General features: G+C 60.4%; 19 protein-coding genes and 2 pseudogenes. 8 read left to right on the forward strand and 13 right to left on the reverse strand.

All coding sequences use genetic code 11. From position 1 onward, the window contains the following. Positions 1 to 10 precede the first annotated feature (10 nt). The 7 genes from ACSQ3F_RS28245 to ACSQ3F_RS28275 all read right to left on the reverse strand — a co-directional run bounded on the left by ACSQ3F_RS28245 (position 11) and on the right by ACSQ3F_RS28275 (position 6,822). Entirely contained in the window at positions 11 to 712 is a 702-nt protein-coding gene (locus ACSQ3F_RS28245) for a ribulose-phosphate 3-epimerase (RefSeq protein ID WP_436103459.1), read from the reverse strand. A 4-nt stretch (positions 713 to 716) separates the two neighbouring features. Beyond that, the gene (locus ACSQ3F_RS28250; protein ID WP_436103460.1) at positions 717 to 1,526 is read right to left on the reverse strand and encodes an alpha/beta fold hydrolase; all 810 of its coding nucleotides are present in this window, start codon (positions 1,524 to 1,526) and stop codon (positions 717 to 719) included. Further along, entirely contained in the window at positions 1,523 to 2,368 is an 846-nt protein-coding gene (locus tag ACSQ3F_RS28255; protein WP_436103461.1) for a sugar phosphate isomerase/epimerase family protein, read from the reverse strand. The genes ACSQ3F_RS28250 and ACSQ3F_RS28255 overlap by 4 nt, the downstream gene beginning before the upstream one ends. Continuing rightward, positions 2,368 to 3,444, reverse strand: coding sequence for a Gfo/Idh/MocA family protein (locus tag ACSQ3F_RS28260; RefSeq protein WP_436103462.1), 1,077 nt, complete (start codon positions 3,442 to 3,444; stop codon positions 2,368 to 2,370). Before ACSQ3F_RS28260 ends, ACSQ3F_RS28255 begins: the two co-directional genes overlap by 1 nt. Before the next feature lie 139 nt (positions 3,445 to 3,583). After that, complete coding sequence (locus ACSQ3F_RS28265; RefSeq protein WP_436103463.1) at positions 3,584 to 4,729, reverse strand: ABC transporter ATP-binding protein; 1,146 nt, start codon at positions 4,727 to 4,729, stop codon at positions 3,584 to 3,586. A gap of 353 nt (positions 4,730 to 5,082) precedes the next feature. Further along, a complete protein-coding gene (locus ACSQ3F_RS28270) occupies positions 5,083 to 6,018 on the reverse strand; it encodes a PfkB family carbohydrate kinase (RefSeq protein ID WP_436103464.1) in 936 nt (311 codons plus the stop codon). A gap of 3 nt (positions 6,019 to 6,021) precedes the next feature. Continuing rightward, positions 6,022 to 6,822, reverse strand: a complete 801-nt coding sequence (locus tag ACSQ3F_RS28275) for an aldolase (protein ID WP_436103465.1) — start codon at positions 6,820 to 6,822, stop codon at positions 6,022 to 6,024. Between the two features lie 231 nt (positions 6,823 to 7,053). Here ACSQ3F_RS28275 and ACSQ3F_RS28280 point away from each other — a divergent pair, with 231 nt between their 5' ends. Next, positions 7,054 to 7,815 carry a DeoR/GlpR family DNA-binding transcription regulator gene (locus ACSQ3F_RS28280; RefSeq protein WP_436103466.1) on the forward strand — a complete coding sequence of 254 codons (762 nt, stop codon included), beginning with the start codon at positions 7,054 to 7,056 and terminating at the stop codon, positions 7,813 to 7,815. A gap of 22 nt (positions 7,816 to 7,837) precedes the next feature. Here the strand turns inward: ACSQ3F_RS28280 and ACSQ3F_RS28285 are convergent, their stop codons facing one another. Continuing rightward, complete coding sequence (locus tag ACSQ3F_RS28285) at positions 7,838 to 8,656, reverse strand: sugar phosphate isomerase/epimerase family protein (protein WP_436103467.1); 819 nt, start codon at positions 8,654 to 8,656, stop codon at positions 7,838 to 7,840. A gap of 301 nt (positions 8,657 to 8,957) precedes the next feature. On the opposite strand from ACSQ3F_RS28285, the gene ACSQ3F_RS28290 reads away from it, so the two are divergent. Both ACSQ3F_RS28290 and ACSQ3F_RS28295 read left to right on the forward strand, forming a co-directional pair. Next, positions 8,958 to 10,106, forward strand: coding sequence for a Gfo/Idh/MocA family protein (locus tag ACSQ3F_RS28290; RefSeq protein ID WP_436103468.1), 1,149 nt, complete (start codon positions 8,958 to 8,960; stop codon positions 10,104 to 10,106). Next, the gene (locus ACSQ3F_RS28295) at positions 10,103 to 11,038 is read left to right on the forward strand and encodes an alpha/beta hydrolase (protein WP_436103469.1); all 936 of its coding nucleotides are present in this window, start codon (positions 10,103 to 10,105) and stop codon (positions 11,036 to 11,038) included. Before ACSQ3F_RS28290 ends, ACSQ3F_RS28295 begins: the two co-directional genes overlap by 4 nt. Positions 11,039 to 11,062: 24 nt before the next feature. Here ACSQ3F_RS28295 and ACSQ3F_RS28300 read toward each other — a convergent pair whose 3' ends face one another. Beyond that, a complete protein-coding gene (locus ACSQ3F_RS28300; RefSeq protein ID WP_436103470.1) occupies positions 11,063 to 12,097 on the reverse strand; it encodes a LacI family DNA-binding transcriptional regulator in 1,035 nt (344 codons plus the stop codon). Between the two features lie 557 nt (positions 12,098 to 12,654). Here ACSQ3F_RS28300 and ACSQ3F_RS28305 point away from each other — a divergent pair. The 3 genes from ACSQ3F_RS28305 (at position 12,655) to ACSQ3F_RS28315 (ending at position 15,779) form a co-directional block, all read left to right on the forward strand. Continuing rightward, positions 12,655 to 13,902, forward strand: a complete 1,248-nt coding sequence (locus ACSQ3F_RS28305) for an ABC transporter substrate-binding protein (RefSeq protein WP_436103471.1) — start codon at positions 12,655 to 12,657, stop codon at positions 13,900 to 13,902. A gap of 87 nt (positions 13,903 to 13,989) precedes the next feature. Then, positions 13,990 to 14,928, forward strand: a complete 939-nt coding sequence (locus ACSQ3F_RS28310) for a carbohydrate ABC transporter permease (protein WP_436103472.1) — start codon at positions 13,990 to 13,992, stop codon at positions 14,926 to 14,928. A gap of 5 nt (positions 14,929 to 14,933) precedes the next feature. Next, positions 14,934 to 15,779: a carbohydrate ABC transporter permease gene (locus tag ACSQ3F_RS28315; protein ID WP_436103473.1), complete on the forward strand. Its 846-nt coding sequence runs from the start codon at positions 14,934 to 14,936 to the stop codon at positions 15,777 to 15,779. 375 nt (positions 15,780 to 16,154) lie between these two features. Here the strand turns inward: ACSQ3F_RS28315 and ACSQ3F_RS28320 are convergent. Both ACSQ3F_RS28320 and ACSQ3F_RS28325 read right to left on the reverse strand, forming a co-directional pair. Continuing rightward, positions 16,155 to 17,215, reverse strand: a protein-coding gene (locus tag ACSQ3F_RS28320; RefSeq protein WP_436103474.1) for an IS630 family transposase whose coding sequence is annotated in 2 segments (ribosomal slippage) — positions 16,155 to 16,750 and positions 16,750 to 17,215 — 1,062 coding nt in all. Because the reading frame shifts where the segments join, the coding sequence is not laid out codon by codon here. Between the two features lie 120 nt (positions 17,216 to 17,335). Then, positions 17,336 to 18,390, reverse strand: a pseudogene (locus tag ACSQ3F_RS28325) (IS110 family transposase). 221 nt (positions 18,391 to 18,611) lie between these two features. Between ACSQ3F_RS28325 and ACSQ3F_RS28330 the strand changes: the two are divergent. Further along, entirely contained in the window at positions 18,612 to 19,094 is a 483-nt protein-coding gene (locus tag ACSQ3F_RS28330) for a hypothetical protein (RefSeq protein ID WP_436103475.1), read from the forward strand. A 77-nt stretch (positions 19,095 to 19,171) separates the two neighbouring features. Next, the gene (locus ACSQ3F_RS28335) at positions 19,172 to 21,247 is read left to right on the forward strand and encodes a sigma-54-dependent Fis family transcriptional regulator (RefSeq protein ID WP_436103476.1); all 2,076 of its coding nucleotides are present in this window, start codon (positions 19,172 to 19,174) and stop codon (positions 21,245 to 21,247) included. A gap of 97 nt (positions 21,248 to 21,344) precedes the next feature. Here the strand turns inward: ACSQ3F_RS28335 and ACSQ3F_RS28340 are convergent. Together ACSQ3F_RS28340 and ACSQ3F_RS28345 are read right to left on the reverse strand one after the other, a co-directional pair. Further along, positions 21,345 to 22,024: pseudogene (locus ACSQ3F_RS28340) on the reverse strand (MIP family channel protein). A 94-nt stretch (positions 22,025 to 22,118) separates the two neighbouring features. Next, complete coding sequence (locus tag ACSQ3F_RS28345; protein ID WP_436103477.1) at positions 22,119 to 23,750, reverse strand: molecular chaperone GroEL; 1,632 nt, start codon at positions 23,748 to 23,750, stop codon at positions 22,119 to 22,121. Between the last annotated feature and the right edge of the window lie 55 nt (positions 23,751 to 23,805).

A 23,805-nucleotide genomic window follows, 5' to 3' on the forward strand; every position in this document is an offset into this window, starting at 1 on the left:
TGCCCGCCGTTCAGAGGGCACGCAGCCACGCCATGCGCTCGTCAAGCGACGGCGCATTGAAGGCGAGCGAGCCGAGGACAACAGTTTCCGCACCGGCCTGGCGCAACAGCGGTACCGTATGCTCGCGAATGCCTCCATCGGCGGCAAGCACGATACGATGGCTAGCGCCGCAATCGGCGATGATCTGCCTGGCCTGCTGCAGGCGTTCGCCGGCTTTCTCATCGAGCCCCTGGCCCTTCACACCGATCGCCGTGCCGAGCAGCGTCAGGAAATTCAGCCGGGACGCATATTCGCGGACCCGCTCGACAGGGGTATCGACTTTGAGAACCAGGCCGGAGGCAACACCGTGCCGATCCAGCAGATCGAGCGCCTTTTCGGCAACGCTTTCATTTTCCAAATGAAGACTGATCAGATCGCTGCCGGCATCGGCGAACTGCTCGATCTGCGAAAGGATGATGCTGTCGTCCACCATAAGGTGGACATGAATCGGCCGCGCGGAAATCTTGCGGACGCCGGCGACGAGATCCGGGAAGAACAGCATGGCAGGTGCGAAATGACCGTCAGCCACATCGATATGGAGTATGTCCACATAGGAATCGACGCGCGCGAGATCGTCCGCGAGACGCACGAGGTCCGCCGACCAGACGGAGAATTCCGCGATCAGGCGGTCTTTTGGAAGTTCGGCAATCCAGCTCTTCGATGGCGCGGTCATGGTCTCAAAGCTCCTTCAGAAAATGGCCCATGGCGAGCCGGAAGTCAGCGACGTACTGCGCGCGGCTTAAGGCCTTCGGGGTGATTTGGGCGAAGCGTGCCGCCGGAATCCGATCGGCAAGGGCACGCACATAGGCAATCGGATGAATGACGTCCTGCTCGTGGCCGATGACGAGCGTCGGTACCCCGATCCGCTTCACTTCCTCGTCCGTAATGCCCGGGCCGTCGTTGGAAACGGCGGTCAGTAGCTCGGCGGTCACATCCACAGGCGTGCGCGAGAAGAACCCGACAAGCGACGCCAGATTGTCCGGAGCCTCGGCCGCGAGGTGTTGCCCCGTTGGTCCGGCGAGAAACGTGGTCCTCGCGGCATCCGGCGGCAGTTTCTTCAGTAGACGGCCGACCTCGGCGTTTGGCGCCATGTTTTTCGGGGCGGCTGAAGTCAGCCAGGCAGGTCGCGCGATGATCAGCGCCTTCACGAGATCGGGCCGCTTCACCGCAAGGCGCAGGGCGATCGCAGCGCCCATCGAGATCCCGCCGACGGCCACGGGTGCCGAACGATGTCTTTCGAGATATGAAGCGATATCCTCCGCAAATGTGGCGATCGACAGCTTGTCCAGCTTTCCGGTCTGCGATCGGCCATGGCCGCGCGCTTCGACGGTGATACGGCAAAACCCCTGCCCCGCCGGAAAGACCTCCCCGGTCTGACCGGCGTCTCCGCAGAGACCGTGCTGGAACACGACCGGAATGCCATCCCCCGCCGTATCGACGTTCAGAAGCGTGCCGTCGCAGGTTTCGAAGATTCGAGCTTCGGTCATCGCGCCGCTCCGGCCGAGGCGTTCTCCAACTTGCTCCTGAGGAACCCGGCCACGCCGGGCGCCTCCGACGCCGACAGGCCGTGCGTGATCAGGCTCCCGGTAAAACCGATCGCGCCGAGCCTGCCGAAGTAGTGCGCATAGTCGAGGACGCCTTTGCCTGCGACGGCGAAGCTGCCGTCGGGATTGCGGTCCTTTGCATGCGCCATGACGATCCGGTCGCCCAGAAGATCAATAGCGGACGAGACAATGGTCCGCTGCTCGTCGATCGTTGCATGCTCGAAGAGATTGGCGGGATCGAGTACGATCTTGACACGCGGGCTCTTCAGCTCCGCGATCAGACGATGCGCCTTTTCCGCCGAGTTGACGACGTTGGCGAGCTCGGGCTCGATACCGAGTTCGACGTTGTAACGCTCGGCGATCTCGACAGCTGCAGCCATGGCTTCAAGCAGGTCCCGCCAGGCATCACGCGTGTCATTGTCCGGATGTTCCTTCCACTGGTCGGCCGGATCGCGTGTGCCGGTGCAAAGCGTAATCAGCCCGGTCGACAGATCGGCACAGCGTTCGGCAAGCGCGGCCAGCTTTCGATGACCGGCCTCGCGCACGGCGCGATCGGGATGGATCATGTTGTAGGTGCCAGAGACGGCGACGATCTCGATACCCGTCTTTCGCGCCGCTTCCGCAACCGGGCGCGCCTGCTCTTTGCCGATTGCCTCCGGCATCGAAGGCAGACCCGAGCAGGCCATGTTGTATTGCGTGGAGTCGAAACCGGCGTCGGCAACCGCCTTCAGTACGGTTTCGGGATCCGTCCCCTCGAAGGTCTTGGCGAAAATACCGAGCTTCATCACACGCCACCCGTGGCGTCGGCAAGGACGACCCGCCGGCCGCTTTCGACCGATCGCGCGATGGCGACCATGGCCCGGACGGATGCGAGGCCGTCGTCGACGTCGGCACCCTCCATTGGCGTGCCGTCCAGTATGGTGCGGGCGAAGCCTTCCAGCTGGCGGCGGTAGAAATGCCCGTCCGCACCCAGCACGCGATGGGTCGCCCCGTCGGCTTCCCGAAAGATATCGACCTCGCTGGTCTTGTAGTACCAGGGGTTATAGGTCTTGCCGAGAATGCTGCCGTTCTGGCCGTAGATCTGGAAGCCCTCATGCCAATCCATGCGGACCTGTACGGTCAGGTCGAGATGACCGAGGGTACCGGAGGCGAACTCCACGTCGACGAACCAGCACCAGATACCGGCGCGCTCCGATAGGCGCGCCTGGACCGAAATGATGTCGCCGGCAAAATAGCGCGCAGTGTCGATCAGGTGGCAGCCGTGCGCGAGCATGTAGTAGCGGCGGAGGTCCGCCTTGGGATTGCTGGAAGGTTTGCGGGCATTGGCGCTGGTGACGACCAACGGCTGGACGGCGTCGGTCATCGGATAGCGATGCGTGCTGTCGCAATACCAGGCCTTCAGGGCAATCAATTCGCCAATCTCGTCGCGAATGAAGGCTTTCGCAGCCTGAAGGCCGGCATCGAACCGCTTCATGTGGCCGACCTGGAAGATCTTTCCGGATTTTTCGATTGCAGCTTTCAGCCCGAGGCATTCCTCGACCGTCAGGCCAACCGGTTTCTCGCAAAGAACATGCTTGCCGGCCTCCAGCGCCCGGACGGAGGCCGGAACGTGGAAGGCGTCAGCGGTCGCAATGATCACGGCGTCAAGGTTCGGATCGGCGAGCATCTTGTCGAAGTCGTTGTAGGTCTTCTCCGCCGCATGCGTGATCGCCATGCGCTCGCGCAGATCGTCAGCCACGTCGCAAATCGCATAGAGATCGGAATTCACTGCCTTGGTGCAGCTCTCGAAATGTGCTGCCTGGGCAATCTGGCCCGCTCCGAGGACGCCTACGCGAAGGCGTCTTTCCTGTTTTGCTGGCATCGCGAAACCTTTGGGTGTTGATGTTGACAAGCGACGCCGGTTCCGGCGCCTAAGAGAATGACATGGGGCAACCGAGGCGATGTTCCTTGCGCACCGCCATCGTCGAAGGAGAGCGCCGCGCCCATCGCCGGCCTCGATCTCACAGCGCCATATGCGTCTGCGGGTGGAAAAAATGCAGCTTGGCCGGATCGACGGCCAGATCGATGGACTCGCCCGCCTCAACCGCGCTGACGGCTTCGAACCTCGCGACGGCATTGGCGGCGTTGCTCAGGTCCTCGACGGCGTCTGGGTCGCCCGAATCGACGCGGACCGCCTCGATGTTGAGATGAACGATCAGTTCGGAGCCAAGCTCCTCGATCGACTTGACCAGCGCCGGGATCGTCGGATAGGCGGCGCCCGAAGGAAGGCGCCCGTCATAGAGGTCTTCCGGCCGGATGCCGAAGACGACGGTCTTTCCCTCGAAGGCGGAAAGACCGGGCGCACGATCGAAGGCGCTGACAGGCAGGGGGATGGAGAAGGTCGGCAGCTGGATCTTGCCGTCCTGCAGACGCCCTTCGAAGAGGTTCATGGACGGCGAGCCGATGAAGCCGGCGACGAAGGCATTGATCGGACGGTTGTAGAGCGCCTTGGGCGTGTCCACCTGCTGCAGCACGCCGCCCTTCAGGACAGCGACGCGATCACCCATCGTCAGGGCCTCGGTCTGATCATGGGTCACGTAGATCGTCGTGACCCCCAGCTGTCGCTGGAGGCTTGCGATTTCGGCCCGCATCTGCACCCGCAGCTTCGCATCAAGGTTCGAGAGGGGCTCGTCCATGAGGAAGGCCGCGGGCTCACGCACCATGGCGCGCCCCATCGCCACGCGCTGGCGCTGGCCGCCGGAAAGTTGCGCGGGCTTGTTGCCCAACAGGGTCTCCAGCTGGAGGATTTTGGCGACTTCGTTGACGCGCTTGGTGCGTTCGGCCTTGCTCTTGCCCGCCAACTTCATCGAAAAGGCGATGTTGTCGAAAACGGTCATGTGCGGATAGAGCGCATAGCTCTGGAAGACCATGGCGATATCACGATCCTTGGGCGGGAGATCCACAACGTCCTGCCCACCGATGCTCAGCGTTCCGCTGGTGATTTCCTCGAGCCCTGCGATCATGCGGAGCGCCGTCGATTTTCCGCAGCCGGAAGGGCCGACCAAAATCAGGAACTCGCCATCATGGATCGTCAGGCTCAAATCCTTGATTGCATGGTAGTTGTTTCCATAGGTCTTGCAGATCCTGTCCAGCATAACCACTGCCACGTCATTTTCCTCCCAAGTCCAGTCTCGGCCGCACCCAAGGGCGACCCTCGCCCACCACCTCCCAGCCGCCACACAAGAGGCTCAGGACTACGCATAAAAGTCAACAGAAAATCGCAAGAGAAAAACTCAATCGCCACCGTAATTTTCAATTAAAATACTGAAAAATATACATATTATGTGATTTTAAAAATTACTATGTGTGCAATGTTATTTTTTAACGCGCGTATATTTTTGGTGCAAGACATCGATGGCTGACTTCGCAAGGCGATCGCCGTAGTCGCCCGTCGAAACCGGTCGCGACGGAGGAGCACGGTCCACCGAAACGCACGGTCACGCAGGTACGGATCTGGGTTTTAACTGGCTGTCAAAAGCACGGGCGCGGGCGCATTTTCACTCATCATCCACGCCTGGCATGCATGGTTGTCGGGTAGCCCCTTGCGCCCGCCATGCGATGTCACGGAGATGGCGGCGGCGGCGGTGGCATAGACCACGGAACGGAGAGGTCTCTTCCCTTCCGCGAGAGCAAAAGCATAGGCGCCGTGAAAACAGTCGCCCGCACCGGTCGTATCGACCGCCCGCACCGCATAGGCCGGAACATGCCAGAGCTCGGCGTCACCCTTCTGCCGGACATAGGAACCGCGATCGCCATCGGTGAGAACGACCGCGGAGCGCTCGGCCGACCAGAGCTTTTCAAGGATAGCAGCAGGATCGCTTTCGCCGGCATAGGACTTGCCAAAGGCGAGCGGCAGGACCAGATGATCGGCGAGAGCCATGATCCGGTCGGTCGCTGCACCGACGGTCCATTCGATATCGGCGACAACGGAAAGGCCGAGTGCGCGTGCGCGGGCAACCACCGATTCGGAATGTACGGAATAGCCGTCAATCAGGAGTACTGGCGCCTGCGTCAGCACGTCGTCCGGCAGCGCTTCCGAAGTGCCATGCAATACGTCGTCGTCATAGGCGATAAACCGGTCACCGTCCGGGCCGACCGTGATCACGGAGCGGATGGGCGCGGCGGATGGATGGCGCGGCGCAAAAGATATGTCGACGCCGTCCCGCTCGAGCTCGCGACCGCCGACATCGGCGCGCGGCTGATCGTTCAGCCACCCGATGAATGCGGCGTGTCCACCGAGCCGGGCGACGGTCACCAGGGCCGTCGCCACGTTGCCGCCGTGATCGGTGGCGCGCTCCGTCACCCGCCCCTTGCCGGCGGTCAGCGGCCGATCGACATAGATGATGTCGTCGATTGCCAAGGCGCCAAAGCCCAGAACATGGAAAGAGCGTGGCATGTCCTATGCGCCGGCAGCGGCCAGCGCCTCTCGCGGCGTCATTCCATCATGGATGACGCGTTTGAAGGCGCGCGCCGCCGTCGTGGTGTCGCCGTGACCCCAAAGATTTCGGCCAACCACGGCACCCTTGGCACCAGCCCGCAGGGCGTCGGACGTCTGCTCCAGGGCACCGAGCAGCGTATCCGTCTTCGGACCGCCGGCGATAACGACCGGGATCGGGCAGGTCGCCACCGTTTCGCTGAACGAGTCGAAATCGCCGGTGTAGCCGACCTTGACGACATCCACGCCCGTCTCGTAGCCAATGCGCACCGCATAGGCGATTTCATCCGGTGTAAAGACGATCTTGCCACCATTGGCGAAGTCGCGCGGATAGACATGGGCGATGACCGGCATTTCAAAGCGGGCCGCCGCATTCACCGTATCGGTTAGCCAGCGGATATATTCGCCTTCAGTGTTACCGCGCACCGGAATGGCGACGGCCAGCGCATCGGCACCGTAGCGCACCGCATCCTCAGGCGTGGCGATGAGCTGGCGAATGCGATCGTCCGCCGTGAAACACCCGGCCTGGATAACCAGCGCCGCCTTGCCGGCATATTCCGACCAGAGATGACGCGCAGCACCCGGCTGGATGCTGACGTAGTCGGGGCCGCCGGCCATGACGCGCTTCAGAGCGCCGGGCAAGTCGGCGAGCCCACCTTCGCGCACGTTGCCATAGCCGACGAAATGATCGACAGCGCCTCCGAAAAGATTGCCTGACGGGTTTGAGAACAGGCGGGAGAGACGAATTTTTGTTCCGAGACCCATGTCGAAAAATCCCCTTGCGGTTGCGGGCGCTGATGCCGGGTGACCCTAACTCGAAAACAAAACAACATTCAATATTTCGATTTCTTTCATTTCGACCTTATTTGAGAATTTTTGACGTGCCAATCTCTAAAAAAATCGCTATTGGCTTTTCTGAAATAGAAATGCGGAACAACAGTCTTTCGTTTTTCGAAAGAAATCCTCATCGTCAACAGAGGCAATTCGGGGTCATTCATGCTTGCAGAACAGCGACGGCATCAGATCTTGCTGGAACTCCAAAGAGTCGGTCAGGCGCGCACCCGCCAGCTCGCAGAATTCTTCGAGGTTTCGGAAGTGACGATCCGTTCCGATCTCGAAATCATGGACGCCAAGAAGCAGCTCATCAAAACCCACGGCGGAGCGGTCGCCCTGCCCGCCGATTCTCCGGCCGCCGCCTTTGAAGAGCGCATGCAGCGCAATTTCGATGCCAAACGGCGGATCGCGCAGGTGGCCGCCCGCCAGATCATCGACAACCAGTCGATCGTCTTCGACAGCGGCTCCACGCTGTTGCAGGTGGCCATGCAGATGCCACCGGTCCACAATGTGGTCGTGGCGACAACAGCCATGAATATCGCGCAGCATCTGATGTATCGGCCGGGGCTCGACGTGCACATGATCGGCGGCCGGGTTTTTCCAAGCACCGTCAGCACGATCGTTTCGGATTCCGACAAGGCACTCGGCGGGCTCGTTGCACATCAGGCCTTCGTCAGCGCCCACGCGATCGATCAGGCCTTCGACGTCGTCGATGTGTCGGAAGACATCGCTCGCACCAAGCGCAATCTGGTGCGCATGGCCCGCCGCGTCGTGCTCGTGGCAGACTCCAGCAAATGGGATATCGGAGCATCCTCCAAGGCTTTTTCCCTGTCACGTGTCGATCTGATCATCACGGACAGCAACATGCCGCATAGCATCCGCAACCGCCTGGAAAAACTGGGCGTGGAAGTCCGCTACGCATGAGCTGCAGGCGGCCTGTCGCCGGCTAGAACCCAAAGCGGCGCAGCGTCTCACGATTCTCTCGAACGGCGCCGGACGGACTCTTGCCAGCATGATCGGATTCTTCCTCGACCACGATCCAGCCATTGAACAGCGGAGCCACGCGGACGGCCGCGACTACGGCCGACACATCGCAGACGCCGGCGCCAAGCATCGCCCAGGTACCGCTTGCATCGACATCCTTGAGATGAACGTAACGGATACGGGCGCGGTGTGCCGCCAGAGTGTCGTCCATCGACTGGCCACCGCGCAGGATATGGCCGGTATCCGGCACCCAGCCAACCTGCGGATCGAGAAGCGTGAACAGACGATCATAGTCCGCGCGGGTGAAGAGAAGCGTGTTGTGATGCGAGGAAGGATGCACCGCGACTGCAACCCCCGCGGTTCGCCCGATTTCCGTGGAACGATTGTAGCATTCGGCCGCAATCGCGAACTTTTCGTCGCGCGAACCATCCGAAACGACCGTCGCCGACCCCATCGACACCAGTGCACCGGGGAAATGAGCCGCGAAATCCACCCAACGGCGGGCGGTATCGAGATCGGACGCAATCTTTTCCGGCAGAGTGAAGCCGCTGGACGAACCGAAGGCGAAAGAGACCAGCTTCAGGCCCGCATCGGCAAGCGTCCGGGCAAAGGCAGCGGGATGCAGCGCATAGTGGCCGATCATCGTGTCGGTGATCTCGATACCGGAATAACCGGCATCGGCGATTGCGCGCACGAGGTCATCCGGCCCGCCCGGCCACCGCGCACCCAACATCTCCCAGGTGAATGTCTGGCATCCGATTTGCAATTCTGCAGTCTTCATATCTTGGTCCTGACCTCTCGATTGATGAGTACGCCGGCACCGGCGTCGACGGTCTTGGCCTGCGCCGACGGGGCCGCCGCAGGGGCCTACTTCGTTGGAGTCGGAAAGGCAGCCCATCCCGGCAGAGGGTTGGACAGAAACCGCTACGTCGGCATTTCCCCGGAAAATCGACGCCTCCAAACGCCTTGTCACTACGTAAGATAAAATGTTATCGTGCGTCAATATAATTTGTTTCTCGCGATTATATTCAACGTTCCGTTTCGGAACCCCCATGCAGACTGGCAGGATCAGGTCCTTCAACATGACACAGACGAACGATACGAAACTCAAAATCGGCGTGGTCGGATGCGGCAACATTTCGCTCGCCTACATGCGCAATGCGCCCCTGTTCCGCGGCGTTGAAATCACCACCTGCGCGGATCTCAACATGGAGGCGGCCAGGCGCCGCGCGGCGGAGTTCAACCTGCGCGCGACGGATGTCGAATCCCTTATCGACGACAAGAACATCGACCTCATTCTGAACCTGACGATTCCGGCTGCTCATTTCGACGTTTCCATGCGGGCGCTGTCGGCGGGCAAGCATGTCTTTACCGAGAAGCCGCTTGGCGTCACGGCGCGTGAGGGAAGGCAGCTGGTCGATGCGGCGGCCGCAAAGGGCCTCGCACTCGGCTCGGCTCCGGACACTTTCCTCGGCGCGGCAGGGCGCCGTGCACGACGCCAACTGGAAGCCGGCGCCATCGGCAAGCTGGTAACCGGGTCTGCCTTCATGATGGGGCGCGGGATGGAGCACTGGCACCCCGACCCGAGCTTCTACTATCAGGGCGGCGCCGGGCCGGTCATGGACATGGGCCCCTACTACCTCACGATGATGGTCAATCTGATGGGACCCGTTCGCCGCGCGCAGGCCGTCGCCACGAGCGGTCAGGAGGAACGACTGATCACGGCGGAGGGGCCGAAGAAGGGCACCACCTTCAAGGTCGGCACCCCGACCAGCGTGCTTTCGCTCCTGGAATTCGATTGCGGCGCCACCATCACCTTCGGCGCCTCCTGGGACGTGTTTCGCCACTCCAATCATCCCATCGAGCTGCATGGCACCGAAGGCTCGCTGCGCTTGCCCGACCCGGATAATTTCGGCGGCGTCGTCGCGCTTTCCAGTCGTGGCGCACCATGGCAGGAAACGGACACCGCCGGCGAACTCTTCGGTGCTATCAACTGGCCGATCGCGGCACCGGACCGCGCCAACTACCGCATGCTCGGCCTCGCCGATCTCGCGCGGGCGATCATCGAGGGCCGCCCGCCGCGCGCTTCGGGCGATCTCGCGCTGCATGTGCTCGAAATCATGGAGGCGATCCTGCGCGCGGGCAAAACCGGCATCGCCCAGACCATCTCCGGCGCGGTCGAGCAGCCGAAGGAACTGAAGGAAGACGAAGCGAGAAGTCTGCTCGCATGACGATACTGGACGAATCCGCAAAGCGCGCCCTCGCTTGGCCGGGCGACCCGCAGATCCCGATCGAACGCTGCCAGCCGGTTGAGGCGCGGGCGCAGTATCTCGACGGTTTCGCACAGATTCAATGGCCGCTAGAAGATGTGGATGAGACGCGGGAAGAGTATGCCGGCAACATCAGGCTGAAGATCTGGCGGGGCCGCGGCGCACCGCAGCAGGGTGCCCCGGCCCTGCTCTATCTCCACGGCGGCGGCTGGGTGATCGGCACGCCGGAGACCCATGAGGATATCTGTCGCTCCCTCGCCAATGCGGTCGGCGCTGTCGTTTTTTCGCCCGACTATCGCCTGGCCCCAGACCATCCTTTCCCGGCGGCGCTGGAGGATTGCGCGGGAGCACTCGTCTGGATGAAGGATCGCGCCGACACCCTCGGCATCGACCCGGCGCGGATCATCATCGGCGGCGACAGCGCCGGCGGAAATCTGGCCGCCGTCGTCGCGCTCATGGCACGGGATGGAGACGCCCCCGGGGTGATCGGTCAGGTGCTGATCTATCCCGTCACCGATCAGCAGCAGGTGCTGGATAGCTACAGACGCTATGCCGAGGATTTCGGCCTGACGGCAGCCGCGATGGCATGGTTCCGGAACCACTACCTTCCGCACGCCGCCAGCCGCTTGGACTGGCGCGCCTCGCCGCTTAACGCAGCGTCGCTTGCAGGCGTCGCTCCGGCGTTCGTCGTCCTTGCCGGATACGACGTGCTGTTCGACGAGGGCGCTGCCTATGCGAAGCGACTAGAAGCGGAGGCACAAGCCACGTGTCGGATATGGCCGGGACAGATCCATGGCTTCGTGTCCATGGGACGCGCCATACCGGAGGCGAAAGAGGCCCTGGAAGCCATTGCGGCAGCGTGGCGCCGCATGGACCCCGCCCTCGGCCCCTGACACCGTAACTGGCGAAGGGCGGCCTCAGGCGGACTCCCGCATCACCAGGGTCGCTTCGAGGATCACTCTCTTCGTCTCCACCGCCCGGTCGTCGTCCTCATCATCGAGACGCTTCAACAGAAGCTCCACGGCTTTCGCGGCAATTTCGGGGGCATCCTGCGCCATCGTCGTCAGCGACGGGCAGGTGTAGCGGCTCAGCGGATGATCGTCGTGGCCTGCAATGCGCACGTCGCAGGAATCACTGCGACCAATCTTGAGCCCGGAAGCGAACGCGGCCGCCATCGCGCCGAAGGCGAACCGGTCGTTGGCGCACAGCAGCGTCTTGCCCGGCAGGCTGCCCTTGGCGAGGATCCGCTGCATCTGTTCGTAGCCGAGGCGCTCGAATTCCCATGAGGGTGGAGCCTCGCAATCGATGACGAGCGGCGAATGACCTTCCCGGATCATGGTGGCGCGGTAGCTCGCCTGCCGTTCGCCCGCATTTTCGGTGAGGTGCGGCACTTCCAGGAAAATCGGTGGCTCACCCGAGCGACACAGATACTGGACGATGGCCGCAACGCTCTGCGCATTGTCGTTCCCGACAAAGGGCAGGTCGATGCTGGCGGGACTATCAAAGCAGACGACAGGGATCGCATCGGTCAGGCGTTCCAGCGCCGACCGGCGCGATCCGGCACCCAATGGCGCTACCACCGCACCCGCGACCTTCAGCGAGAGGAGCGTCCGCACGGCCTCCTCCTCCAGTTCGGGCCGCGTGTGGGAGGAGAGCTGTACGGGCCAGAAGCCCTTTGCGCGCAATTCCAGCTCGATCAGCGACACGACCTGCACATAGAATGGATCCGACATGGTCGGCACCAGTATGCCGATATTCTTGGTCCGCTTGCGATTGAGATGCCGCGCAAAAAGGTTCGGCTCGAAATTCGATTTTTTCAGCGCCGCCTCGATGCGCTTGCGGGTCACTTCCTTGACCTGGGTCGGATCGTCGAAATATTTCGACAGCGTCGGCCGCGAAACGCCACATGCGCTCGCGAAGTCGTCCATCGATCTGTAACTCTTCTTGGCCATTCAGTTCCTTACCGACTTGCAGGACGACACGCTAGGCGGGCTAAAAATCGAACTCGCTCGCGCAGCAGAAATCCGATGTCGCGCAAAATTACGCAATAGATAAAACGTACTGGTCCCTGACGAAAGTCGGCGATTGCAGTGGTCGTATTCACGTCACGCGATACCCAAATCGCCCGTTCTTGCGAAAAGCGAAAATACCCGTCCGGTAGCATTTCCGACGCCTCACGGCTGCAAGCCACTCGTTTCGACCGCCAATCACGAAGGCTCGCCACGAAGCCGGCACGGCGGTCGCATTTCGATTTATTGAGTAAACTTTCATTTGCTTACGAAAGTAAAGAAATAATGCGTCACAAGCTATAAATATAGCGCAAAAAAATTTCCGCGCGCAAATTTTTTTTATTATTTTATATCATATAGTTATATGCAAAATATGCACAAAAATGGCACCTACACGGTCCTCGATCGCAGTTCCTCGTTGACAGGTAGGGGCCTCAAGGAACCTACTTCTGCTGCGATCTGGGAGGATCGATCCGCTGAAAGTCCAATGGGAGGCAGATATGATTTTCAAAAAACTCAGTATGACGATGAAGGCCGCCGCGGCTGCCTGGATGCTTTGCGCCACGTCGGCATTCGCCGACACCACAATCGAATTCATCCAGTGGTGGGAGCCCGAAATGCCCGCCGGCGCGCTGCGTGGCATCATGGACGACTTTGAAGCCAAGAACCCCGGCATCAAGGTGACGCTCGTCAGCGGCCCTTATGCCACGACCCGCGACCAGATCGTCGTCGGCGCCGCTTCCGGTACGCTCAGCGACGTGGTTGGCCTCGATGGTGCCTGGGTCAACGGTCTTGCCAAACAGGGCGCCATCGCATCGATGGACGAACTGATGGATAAGGCGAACTACGACAAGAGCCAGATCACCGACATCGTCAAGGTCGAGGGCAAAAGCGTGATGTTCCCGCTCGCCTCCTTCGTCTATCCGGTTTTCGTGAACATGGATCTCGCCAAGGCAGCCGGCGTCGACAAGATGCCGACGACGCGCACGGAATTCGCCGAAGCCGCAAAGAAGATGACCGATGCCTCCAAAAACCAATACGGTTGGGTCCTGCCGCTGTCGCTGCAGTCGCCGAGCGGCATCCAGAACGACGTGATGTCCTGGGTTTGGGCCTCGGGCGCCTCTATGATGAAGGACGGCAAGCCGGACCTCGAAAACGACGCTGTCGTCGGCACGCTCGAGTATATTGGATCCCTCAACAAGGAAGGCGTCATATCGCCCGGTATCTTCGCCAAGAAGGAGCAGGACAAGGTCGAGGAATTCGTCAACGGTCGCGTCGGCATGATGGTCGACTCGCTCGCCCACGTGAACCTCATCCGCGAACGCAATCCGCAGCTTAATTTCGGCATCTCTGCCTTGCCGGCTTCTGACGGCTACACCGGCAAGCGCGGCATGCCCTACGCATCCTGGGGCATCGGGATCAGCGAAGGCAGCGAGCACAAGGAAGAAGCCTGGAAGCTGGTCGAATTTCTGATGAGCCCGGACGTGAACGGCCGCCTCGTTTCGATCGCCAATGCCTTCCCCGGCAACGTCCACGCAAAGCCGGACTTCGTGGCCTCCGACCCGATCTTCGCTGAAGCCTTCAAAATTTTCCAGAGCGGTTATCCGGCCAACGAATTCGTCGGCCTTCCGGTTGCCGAAGAGTTGATGCGCGACATGAATGTCGAAGTTCAGAAGATGTTTGACGGTGCGCAGTCCGCCAAGGATGCTGCTACCAATACGCAGAAGGCCTGGCTCGCCAAGTTCTAGGCACGGCGCTTTCACCGTCACCGGCAGAGCGGCTCCGCGCTGCCGGTGCAATTCGTCAATTCTCGGTAGAATGGAAAGTCAGGCCTCATGAATCGTTCCGCTTCGGCTCTGGTCGCCGCGCCGACGAAAGCGCGCAGGAAGGGTAAGCTTCGCTACACCACTTTGAGGAAGCTGGTGCCGTATCTCTACGTTTCACCGGCCACGCTGCTTCTCGTTCTGCTGATGCTGTTTCCGATGGCGATGGTGTTCCGCTATTCCTTGATGGATGGCGCCATCATGAAGAAGGGTGCCGCCTTCGTCGGGCTGCAGAACTACGTCACGATCTTCGGGAACCCGGTTTTCTGGCAATCGGTCGTCCAGACGCTCTATTTCACGGTCATGAGCGTGGTCTTCCACTTCATCATCGGCCTCGCCTTCGCGCTGCTCTTGAATACAAACCGCGTCGATCCGCTCATTCGCAGTGTCCTGCGTGTCCTCTACATCCTGCCCTGGCTGTTCACGGCCGTCATCATCGCCATCATCTGGCGCCTGCTGCTCGACCCGAACGGCGTCGTGAACAGCATTCTGATGGCCCTCCATATCGTTGACTTCAAGGTCGAGTGGTTCTCCTCCACGAGCACCGCAATCCATGCCTTGACGTTCGCAAACATCTGGGCCGGCTATCCGCTCTACATGGTCAGCCTGCTCGCCGGCCTTCAGGGCATTCCGAAGGAACTGTACGAGGCCGCCGGCATCGACGGCGCCAACGAACTGGAGAAATTCTGGTACATCACTATTCCGCAACTGATGCCGATTATCATCAGCATCGCGCTCCTCGATTTCATCTGGACGATGCAGGTCTTCCCACTCGTGTGGATGACGACCGGCGGCGGTCCGATCTATTCGACCGAAGTGCTGAGCACATTCACCTACAAACTCGCCTTCGCCCAGTATGAGTTCTCGCTGGCCTCGGCGAGCGCGATGATCATCCTCGTCATCTCGATGAGCGTCACCTACTTCTACATCAAGCATCAGCAGCGCAGGTAAAGCCCATGGCAAAGCGGTCTTTCAAAAACTCGGTGCTGCCGACCCTCCTGACCTATGTCGGGCTCGCGATCGGTCTGGTCTTCGCCGCCTTTCCGATCGTGTGGATGTTCTTCAGCTCGCTGAAATCGAACACCGAAATCTTCGCCCTTCCGCCGAGGCTGCTGCCGGACGATTTCACGATCTCGGCCTATCTGACGATCTTCAATGACCCCGTGAAGGTTCGGTTCTTCATCAACAGCTACTTCGTCGCCGGCGTCGTCACGCTTCTGACGCTCATCGTCGCCATTCTGGCCGCCTATGGCTTCAGCCGTTATTCGTTCCGCTTCAAGAACACGCTGAACATCTTCATCATCAGTACGCAGACCGTTCCGCCGATCACCCTCCTCATTCCCTACTTCGGAATGGTGGTAGCCTTCAGGATCTTCGACACATATCTGGCGCTGATCCTGACCTACATGGTCTTCACCCTACCCTACGCGATCTTGTTGATGACCGGTTACCTCAACACTCTGCCAAAGGAACTGGACGAAGCAGTGCTGGTGGACGGCGGATCGAGTTGGACGGCTCTTTGGCGGGTGATCGTTCCCATCTCTGTGCCCGGCATCGTCGCCACGGGCGTCTACACTTTTCTGCTTGCCTGGAACGAATTCCTCTTCGCCCTGACGCTGACGAAATCAATGGACCTGCGAACCGTCCCGATCGGCATCCAGCTCCTGATGGGCCAGCATGCCTTCGAATGGAACGAGATGATGGCGATGAGCGTGCTCGGATCTCTTCCGCTGCTGGTGCTCTATCTGGTCGCCCAACGCTATTTCCTGGCTGGCATGACGGCGGGATCGGTCAAGAGCTGACCGATGGGCATGTCGCAATCCGGGCAGAAGGTTTTGCGCGTGGGACAGTCCCGAGTGATCAATCTGGTGCTCCGGTATGAGCAACTGGGACGGTGATGTCATGTCTGGATGGCGCCCGTTTGGCAATGTGCTTTTGGACGATGTTTGAGCTTTGCGGGTCGGGTGCAGTCATGTCTCCGGCCTGTTTGTGCGGCACGTGATGACCGCTGGCCTTGATGTTTTCCGCTTGATCCGATCCCTATCACATTATCGCGCTGTTGTTGCGCAAGACATCACCGCGGGTTCTTCGGTTCGTGCGGTCCATTCCGCTATGCTGTCACATCATGCCATTGTCACTCCGCCAACTGTTGTGCCGCTAATACCAACGAGCGCTAATCAAAACCGGTGCGCCCAATCGCGCATTCCGATCGACATGATCTTCCACGGCTGTGCGACCAGCTTGTTCCATGCGTCACAGCAATGGGCGACGATGTCCTCGTAGTCCTTGAAGATCCGGTTGGACAACCAGTTATCGCGCATAAATTGCCACACGTTCTCGACGGGGTTTAATTCGGGCGAGCGCGGCGGCAGGAATAGCAAGGTGATGTTGTCGGGGACGATGAGTTTCGGCGTGACGTGCCATCCAGCCTGATCAACGATCAGCACGGCATGAGCACCCTCATCGACAGCCTGGCTGATTTCGAGCAAATGCTGGTTCATGGCGCTGGTGTCGCAGTAGGGAAGAACAAGGCCCGCACCCTTGCCCTTCTTGGGGCAGATGGCTCCGAAGATGTACGTCCACATCGTGCGTTGATCGAGTGGTGCCGAAGGCCTTGTCCCCTTGCGTGCCCATCGCCGGGTGATCTTGTTCTTCTGCCCTATCCGAGCTTCGTCGGCCCACCAGAGCTCGATCGCGACGTTCTTGGGGAGCCTGCTTTTGATGGCTGCCAACGTGGCGGGGAAGTTTTTTTTAAACTCTCCAGGTCGCCTTCGTTCTGGGCGTAATGGCGCGGGCGAGCAGACAGCTTTGCAAAGCCGAACGCCTTCAATTCGCGGCCAATGGTCGTTTCATCGACGGATATCCGGTACTCCTGGAAAAGCCATTGAACAAGATCCTTGCGCCGCCAGCGAACGACGCCATGCACCGCTGGTATCGGGCCACTTTCGACGATCTTTGCCAGAGCCTGACGATGCACGTCGGAAAGCTTTCCTTGATTGCCAGGCGCTTTGCCATTGATGAGCCCTGACGGACCACGCGCATTGAAGCGAACAACCCAATCGCGAACAATCTGCAGGGTCACGCCTCCGATCCTGGCCGCATCGCTGCGTGAATGGCCATCATAGATTTCGGCAAGGGCAAGAAGACGCCGAGCCTGTGCCGCGTCCTTCGCATTTTTGGCCAATGCCCGCAGGGCAAAACCGTCGAAGTCATCGCGCAGTGGAATTCCCAATGTCATCCGCAAACCTCCGTTTGCGACATAGATTCAGACTTCAACTGATTTGGAAACCGCAAAAACGAGTCAGAGATCGCTCACGTTGGTATAAGGCAAAGGTAACGCTTGTTCGTTTCAGTGTGTTTACGCCAAGACCGGAGCGCTATGGCCGGGAGCGAAGTCCTGCTGATAGTCGTTCTTGTTCCTCGCCATAATCGCCCACGCGATGCGGGCCATTTTGTTGGCGAGGGCGACGGCGACAAGTTTGAAGGGTTTTCTTGAGAGCAGACAACGCGCCCAGTTCGCCAGAGGCGTGTATCAGTCGTCCCCTTCTTCATCCTGTAGAGTGCTGCATGAGCGCCAACCACCAAGAGCTTGCGTAAATGCCGGTTACCCATCTTGGAAATGGAACCCAGTCTTGGTTTGCCGCCGGTTGAGTGTTGCCTGGGGACAAGACCCAGCCAGGCTGCAAACTCACGTCCGCCGTCAAACAACTTCGGATCCGAGACGCTGGCGGAAAGGCAAGTAGCGATGACACGCCCTATCCCGGGCACGGTCGCAAGTCGGATGCTGACATCGTTGTTGCGATGAGCGGTAAGGATCGCCTTGTCGAGCGTTGCGATCTGGGCCTCCATCTCTGTCAATGCCGCGGCCAAGGGCACGAGGGCAACGCGAACGGCCTGCGGGCTGTGTTGTTCATCGTCGAGGATTGCGATCAACTGCCGGACATTCCGGGCTCCTTGCGGTGCGACAATGCCAAGCTCGGCAAAGTGACCACGCAAGGCATTGATGAGCGCAGTCCGTTGCGAAATCAGAAGCTCGCGTGCGCTGTGCAGCATCAGTGTCGCTTGCTGGTCCTGGCTCTTTGCCGGGACAAACCGCATCGACGGTCGTGTGACCGCTTCGCAGATGGCCGCAGCATCAGCGGCATCATTCTTCTGCCGTCGCAGGTACGGCTTGGTATAGTTTGGTGGGATCAGCCGGAGATCATAGCCAGCTTCCATGAGCGTTCGCGCCCAGTGATGGGCCGTCGCGCAAGCCTCCATGCCAATCCGGCAGGGAGGAAGCTTCTCGAAGAATGGCTGCATCTGCCCGCGTCGCGGCGACTTGCGCAGGACGACCTGTCCATCGGCGTCAATGCCATGAAGCTGGAAAACATTCTTTGCGATATCAAGCCCGATTGTCGCAATCTCGTCCATGGTGGGTGGCTCCTCTCTACCGGAAAAATCCCTGCCCCATGGCGATTCGGATCGGAGTTCCTCGAACTATAACCGTCAAAACAATCGGCCCCGCCGCAGCCCGATACCACCTTTCCGGGGTTCCTCAGTATAAGATACCTGCTGGTTGATGTCTGAAAATGTGATAGGCTTTTGCCACAATACGATGCGAAAACGCAGGCAGGCAGAATCTGGGAGGGTTCATGGTCGAGATATTTTCGAAGCAGGACGGACCGCGTCGGGAGGACGCGCAAGTCCGTCGGCTGATAGAGCAAAACCGCAGCGTCATCACGAAGCTTGCCGACCAGTTTAGCGGTGGTCGCTACTCGGAATCAAAAAAGCCGAAACTGGCCCCACAGGCAGAAGGCCTCATCATCCATATCGGGGGTGGGACGGCACCGGTCCCCGCAGCGGAACCCAAAATCCGCGTTACCGCTAATGGTCGCGTGATAAGCGTCGATGTCACAAGTGGGCGACAACTGCAACATTTCGGCGACATTCGCGACCGGCGAGGCCTGAAGATGTTCGCATTGGCGACGAAGGCTAATGGATACATCGGCCCACTCGACGAGTCGATGGCCGCAGCCCTGGCGGATATGGACGGTGTCGTGGTGGGATCTTCCTACGGCGACGCGGATCTGGCGGCCGATATCGGTCTGCGGCTTGATATTCCTCCCGAGACTTGAGGACGAGAGGCACACCTCTATCCCCCGCCAACTCAGCTTGACGCCAGTTCCCTCGAACGTGGAATGTGAATAGCCGTATGAGCCGAAATTCATATACACCGGGAAATCCAGCAAAGGCCAAACCTTCGGCGATTGGCGGCTTGATGACCGGCGATGCGATTTTGAGTTCCGCCTACGATGAGCGAATGACGATGCGCGCTTGGGAGTCGCTGCTGGAGGGCAGGATCGAGCCTGCGCGATCCTCGTTGCCCGTCAGATTGACGATCAACGATTCCTGGCACCGTTGCGCCAATGGCGGTATCGATGCACAGCGCAACGAGGCGCCGATCGAGACAGACAAGGATGCAGTCGAGGCCCTTGCCAGAAGCAGTTCGGAACTGCTGGCAGCAGCAGCCCGTCCGTTCGAGGCGATCGGGAGGCTATTGAACGGCACAGGCGCAATGTTGATGCTGGCCGACGGCGAAGGGGTGCTGATCGACGTCATCGGCGACAAGAAGACGATCTACGACGGCATGGATATTCATCTCGGGGTTGGAGGGAAGTGGACCGAGGATGTTGTTGGAACCAACGGCATAGGTACCGCCCTTTGGACAGGGGAGCCCGTATTTGTCCATGCCGCCGAACACTTTTGCGCGGGGATAAAAGCCTGGACCTGTGCCGGAGCGCCGATCCGCGATCCTTTTGATGGTAAGGTTATTGGGGTCGTCGATCTTTCGGGCCATCCTGATATTTTCCGGCCACACAACATCGCCCTCGTTACGGCTGCCGCTCGGGAAATTGAACGGGCGCTCGCGGATTCGCAGAATGAAGAGCGGATGCGGTTGCTGGAGGCCTTCATAGCGTCGGCTAGCAACTATCGTTCGAACGACGGCGTCATGATCATCGACCGCCATGGCCGCGCCATATACAGCAACAATGTGCCGATCTCGGAGAGGAAGCGATTCGGCGACACGATCCGCCAGGACGCCAGGCGCTGTCGTTTGCCGGAGTTGAGCAACTCCGGCTTTCTCGACAGCGTTTCGACCGCCCTGCCCCAGGATATGCAATCCTGGCATGTCTGCCCTCTGGAACTTGATGGGGATGTCCGCGGCGCGGCCCTGGTCTTTCCCAAAACTGGTGACGGCAGAACCGTCTCGATTGGCAGCAGAACCACGTCGCAGCGTCTGAAAGATGAATGCGCGCTCATCATCGGCGAGAGCGAAGCCCTGCGAAATGCCGTGGATATCGCCTGCAAGATCGGCGAATCGGAGGATGTAACCTCACTCCTGATCGAAGGCGAAACGGGCGTCGGCAAGGAACTGTTTGCGCGGCTCGTTCACAGCGCAAGCCGCAAATCAGCCAACGGTCCCTTCATTGCCCTCAACTGCGGCGCCATAACAAAGGAGTTGTTTGGCAGCGAGCTGTTCGGCCATGTTGGGGGCGCCTTCACGGGGGCGTCCCGGGACGGCAAACCTGGCGTTTTCGAGCTCGCCGATGGGGGCGTCCTAAGCCTTGATGAAATTGGCGAGATGCCGCTGGATATGCAACCCTTTCTATTGCGTGTGCTCGAAGAGAGAGCGGTCAACCGACTAGGCGACAGCCGGCTGCGGCCGGTCGACGTCAGGCTTGTCGCCTCCACAAACCGAGATCTCAAGGCAGAAGTTGGAAATGGTCGCTTTCGCAAGGATCTGTTCTACCGGATAAGCACAGTGTCTATCCATGTTCCGCCACTCCGGGATCGCGGCAGCGACAGCCTGTTGCTGATCGAGCATTTCAATCGCAAGCTCGCCGATCGCAAGGGAAGCGCGCCGCTCCGTTTCTCAAACCACGCCTTGGACGCACTGCTCGCCTACCGCTGGCCCGGCAATGTCCGCGAACTGCGAAACCTCGTTGAACGACTGCATCTGCTTTCGAACAACAGCTTCGTGGGCTTCGAGGATCTGCCCACCGACATAGCTGAACCGACACAGGGCCAAATTGCATCGGTAACAGACGAGCGTAAGGGAAATGATGCCCCTGTCGTCAGCTTTGAGGATGCCGAGCGACAGGCGATCCGGAATGCGCTGGTAGCCGAACACGGCAATCTCAGCAAGGTTGCCCAGCGGCTCGGCGTATCGCGCCCTACGCTTTATCGCAAGCTGGAGCAGTTCGGCATCAGGCGCGGTTTCGTTTGAGGCTCGAATTCTGACTACCAACGGAGCGGCAAGAACCCATGGCGCGAATGCCATGGGTTCTTGGTAAGCGTTGGCTTTCCAGCCGGCATCACGAAGGCTACGCGGCTGCCTCGATGACTTCGAACGTGCCCGAACGCCAGAGGATGCCCGCGGCTGCGGCACCCATGCACGGTGCAAGGACATAGAGCCAGAGCTGGGAGAGCGCCGAACCGCCGGCAAAAAGTGCCGGCCCGAGCGAACGGGCAGGATTGACCGAGGCGCCTGAGACCGTGATCCCGGCGAGATGGATGGCGACGAGGGTCAGGCCGATCGCCAGACCCGCCAGCACGCCGGCACCGTCGGTCGCGGTCGCCCGCAGGATAACAATGAGGAAGATGAAGGTCGCGACCAGTTCGAACAGGAAAGCCGAAAGCATGGAATAGCCGGACCAGCCGTTCTGAGCAAATCCGTTGGCTGCCACGTCGTACCCTCCGGCCTTGCCCTCGGCGATGATGTAGAGCGCACCCGCCGCCAAGATCGCACCAAGGCATTGGGCGATGATATAGGCCGCGAGATCGGCGGGCCTTAGTCGACCGCTGCAGAAGAATCCAAGGCTGACGGCAGGATTAAGATGGGCACCGGAAACGAGCCGATGGAATAGGCCATCGCAACGACCGTCAGGCCAAACGCAAATGCCACGCCGAGCAGGCCGACTTCGGACCGCATGAAGATGACCGTGGCACAACCGAAAAACACCAGCGCAAACGTGCCGATGAACTCACACACATATTTGTTCATTCTCTCTTCTCTCCCAAGATGTTCTACTCCCCGCCCGGCCGCGAGGGGTAAGTAAGGGTTGGTGCCGGCGGCCGGCCGAATGTCGAGATTGCGTTCAGGCGCGGCCAAGCTTCTCCGCGCCGCCGCCAAGTGCCGGTCCGGCCGTCGGATCCTCGTGTTCGGCAAGATCGCCGATCAGTGTTTCCGTCGTCAGGATGAGCTTGGCGACCGAGGCTGCGTTTCGCAGCGCAGTATAGGTCACGCGCACCGGATCGATGATCCCGGCATCGATCATGTTTTCGTATTTGCCGAGCGAGGCGTTGAACCCGTAACCGCTGTTGACGCGGGTGACCTCGGCGATGATCGCATCGGGATCGCGACCGGCATTGGTCGCGATACGCCACAGCGGCCGCGTAAGCACCGATTGCACGAGGCGGATCCCCTCGGCGACATCGTAGTCGGCCGCCGCGATCAGGGCATCGAGCACCGGCGCGATCTGGGCCAGCGCCGAACCCCCGCCTGCCACCACGCCTTCCTCGGCTGCGGCACGCACCGCATGCAGCGAATCCTCGATCAACTGGATCGTACGCTTCTGCTCGACCGGCGTGACTCCGCCGGCATAGAGCACGGCCGTTCCGCCCGACAGCTTGGCCAACCGTTCGCGCAGCTTGTCCTGCTCGATGTTGGGCGGCGCGACTTCATATTGCCGCTGCACCTGCGCCTTGCGCGCCGCGATCGCAGCCGAATCGCCGCCACCGCGGACGATCGTCGTATAAGTCGAACTCGTTCGGACCCGTTCGGCCGAACCCAGATCTTCGACCGCCACGTCTTCGATGCGTCCGCCGAGATCGCGGGCGATCACCCGGCCACCAGTCAGGATCGCCAGATCCTCAAGCATCGCCTTGCGCCAATGACCATATTCCGGCGGATGCACGATCAGGTATTTCCCTGTTTCATGCTTGCCAAGCAATGTCACCACCGCTTCCGGGGAAACGTCCTCGGCCACGATCAACAGCGGACGGCCCGCATCGTCGGCGAGACGGCGCACCGCGTCAAGCGACGACGGTTCCCGGATCTTCAGGTCGGTCAAAAGGATCAGCGGGCGTTCGAGCACGGCCTCCATCTTCTCCTGATTGGTGACCATGTGATGGGAGAGATAGCCGCGCTCGAAGGACATGCCCTCGACCACATCCAGCGTCGTTTCGGTGGTCACGCTGAAATCGGTGGTGATGATGCCGTCGGCGCCGACGCGCTCATAGGCCTCAGCGACCAGCGCGCCGAGCTTTGAATCTGTGGCGGCGATATTGGCGACGGCGGCAAGCTTGCCATTGCCCTTGGCGGGTTTGGCGCCGGCCTTCAGCCCCTCGACCACCTTGTCGACGGCAAGATCGATGCCCTTGCACAGATCGACGGATTTCACCCCGCGCTCATTGGCAGCGACGCCTCCCTGCACCAGCGCATTGGCCAGCACGATGGCAGTCGTGGTACCGTCGCCGGCAACCTCGTTGGTCTGCATGGAGACCTCGCGCACCACCTGCGCGCCCATATTTTCGAACCGGTCGTGCAGCTCGATTTCGGATGCAATGCTGACGCCGTCGCGGGTGACCATCGGTGTTCCAAGCGGCCGGTCGATCATCGCATTCATCCCTCTTGGACCAAGGGTAGGTTCGACGGCGGCCGCCAATCTGGCAACGCCCCGGGCGAGCGCGCGCCGCGCTTCGGAATTGTGCAACATCAATTTGGACATAGTTCCTCCTTCCGCCTGACGGGCGGTTTGTTGATTTGGGGCCTCTTTCGGGAAG

The sequence above is a fragment of the Pararhizobium sp. LjRoot238 genome, from assembly GCF_964252955.1.
Taxonomy (GTDB): Bacteria; Pseudomonadota; Alphaproteobacteria; order Rhizobiales; family Rhizobiaceae; genus Pararhizobium.

What these genes read in the sequence shown, in the direction of transcription:
- ACSQ3F_RS28290 (WP_436103468.1), top strand. Translation starts at nt 8,958, where the DNA reads ATGACACAGACGAACGATACGAAACTCAAAATCGGCGTGGTCGGATGC.
- ACSQ3F_RS28255 (WP_436103461.1), bottom strand. Translation starts at nt 2,368, where the DNA reads ATGAAGCTCGGTATTTTCGCCAAGACCTTCGAGGGGACGGATCCCGAA.
- ACSQ3F_RS28310 (WP_436103472.1), top strand. Translation starts at nt 13,990, where the DNA reads ATGAATCGTTCCGCTTCGGCTCTGGTCGCCGCGCCGACGAAAGCGCGC.
- ACSQ3F_RS28335 (WP_436103476.1), top strand. Translation starts at nt 19,172, where the DNA reads ATGAGCCGAAATTCATATACACCGGGAAATCCAGCAAAGGCCAAACCT.
- ACSQ3F_RS28345 (WP_436103477.1), bottom strand. Translation starts at nt 23,750, where the DNA reads ATGTCCAAATTGATGTTGCACAATTCCGAAGCGCGGCGCGCGCTCGCC.
- ACSQ3F_RS28300 (WP_436103470.1), bottom strand. Translation starts at nt 12,097, where the DNA reads ATGGCCAAGAAGAGTTACAGATCGATGGACGACTTCGCGAGCGCATGT.
- ACSQ3F_RS28275 (WP_436103465.1), bottom strand. Translation starts at nt 6,822, where the DNA reads ATGGGTCTCGGAACAAAAATTCGTCTCTCCCGCCTGTTCTCAAACCCG.
- ACSQ3F_RS28280 (WP_436103466.1), top strand. Translation starts at nt 7,054, where the DNA reads ATGCTTGCAGAACAGCGACGGCATCAGATCTTGCTGGAACTCCAAAGA.
- ACSQ3F_RS28295 (WP_436103469.1), top strand. Translation starts at nt 10,103, where the DNA reads ATGACGATACTGGACGAATCCGCAAAGCGCGCCCTCGCTTGGCCGGGC.
- ACSQ3F_RS28260 (WP_436103462.1), bottom strand. Translation starts at nt 3,444, where the DNA reads ATGCCAGCAAAACAGGAAAGACGCCTTCGCGTAGGCGTCCTCGGAGCG.
- ACSQ3F_RS28330 (WP_436103475.1), top strand. Translation starts at nt 18,612, where the DNA reads ATGGTCGAGATATTTTCGAAGCAGGACGGACCGCGTCGGGAGGACGCG.
- ACSQ3F_RS28270 (WP_436103464.1), bottom strand. Translation starts at nt 6,018, where the DNA reads ATGCCACGCTCTTTCCATGTTCTGGGCTTTGGCGCCTTGGCAATCGAC.
- ACSQ3F_RS28245 (WP_436103459.1), bottom strand. Translation starts at nt 712, where the DNA reads ATGACCGCGCCATCGAAGAGCTGGATTGCCGAACTTCCAAAAGACCGC.
- ACSQ3F_RS28250 (WP_436103460.1), bottom strand. Translation starts at nt 1,526, where the DNA reads ATGACCGAAGCTCGAATCTTCGAAACCTGCGACGGCACGCTTCTGAAC.
- ACSQ3F_RS28315 (WP_436103473.1), top strand. Translation starts at nt 14,934, where the DNA reads ATGGCAAAGCGGTCTTTCAAAAACTCGGTGCTGCCGACCCTCCTGACC.
- ACSQ3F_RS28305 (WP_436103471.1), top strand. Translation starts at nt 12,655, where the DNA reads ATGATTTTCAAAAAACTCAGTATGACGATGAAGGCCGCCGCGGCTGCC.
- ACSQ3F_RS28285 (WP_436103467.1), bottom strand. Translation starts at nt 8,656, where the DNA reads ATGAAGACTGCAGAATTGCAAATCGGATGCCAGACATTCACCTGGGAG.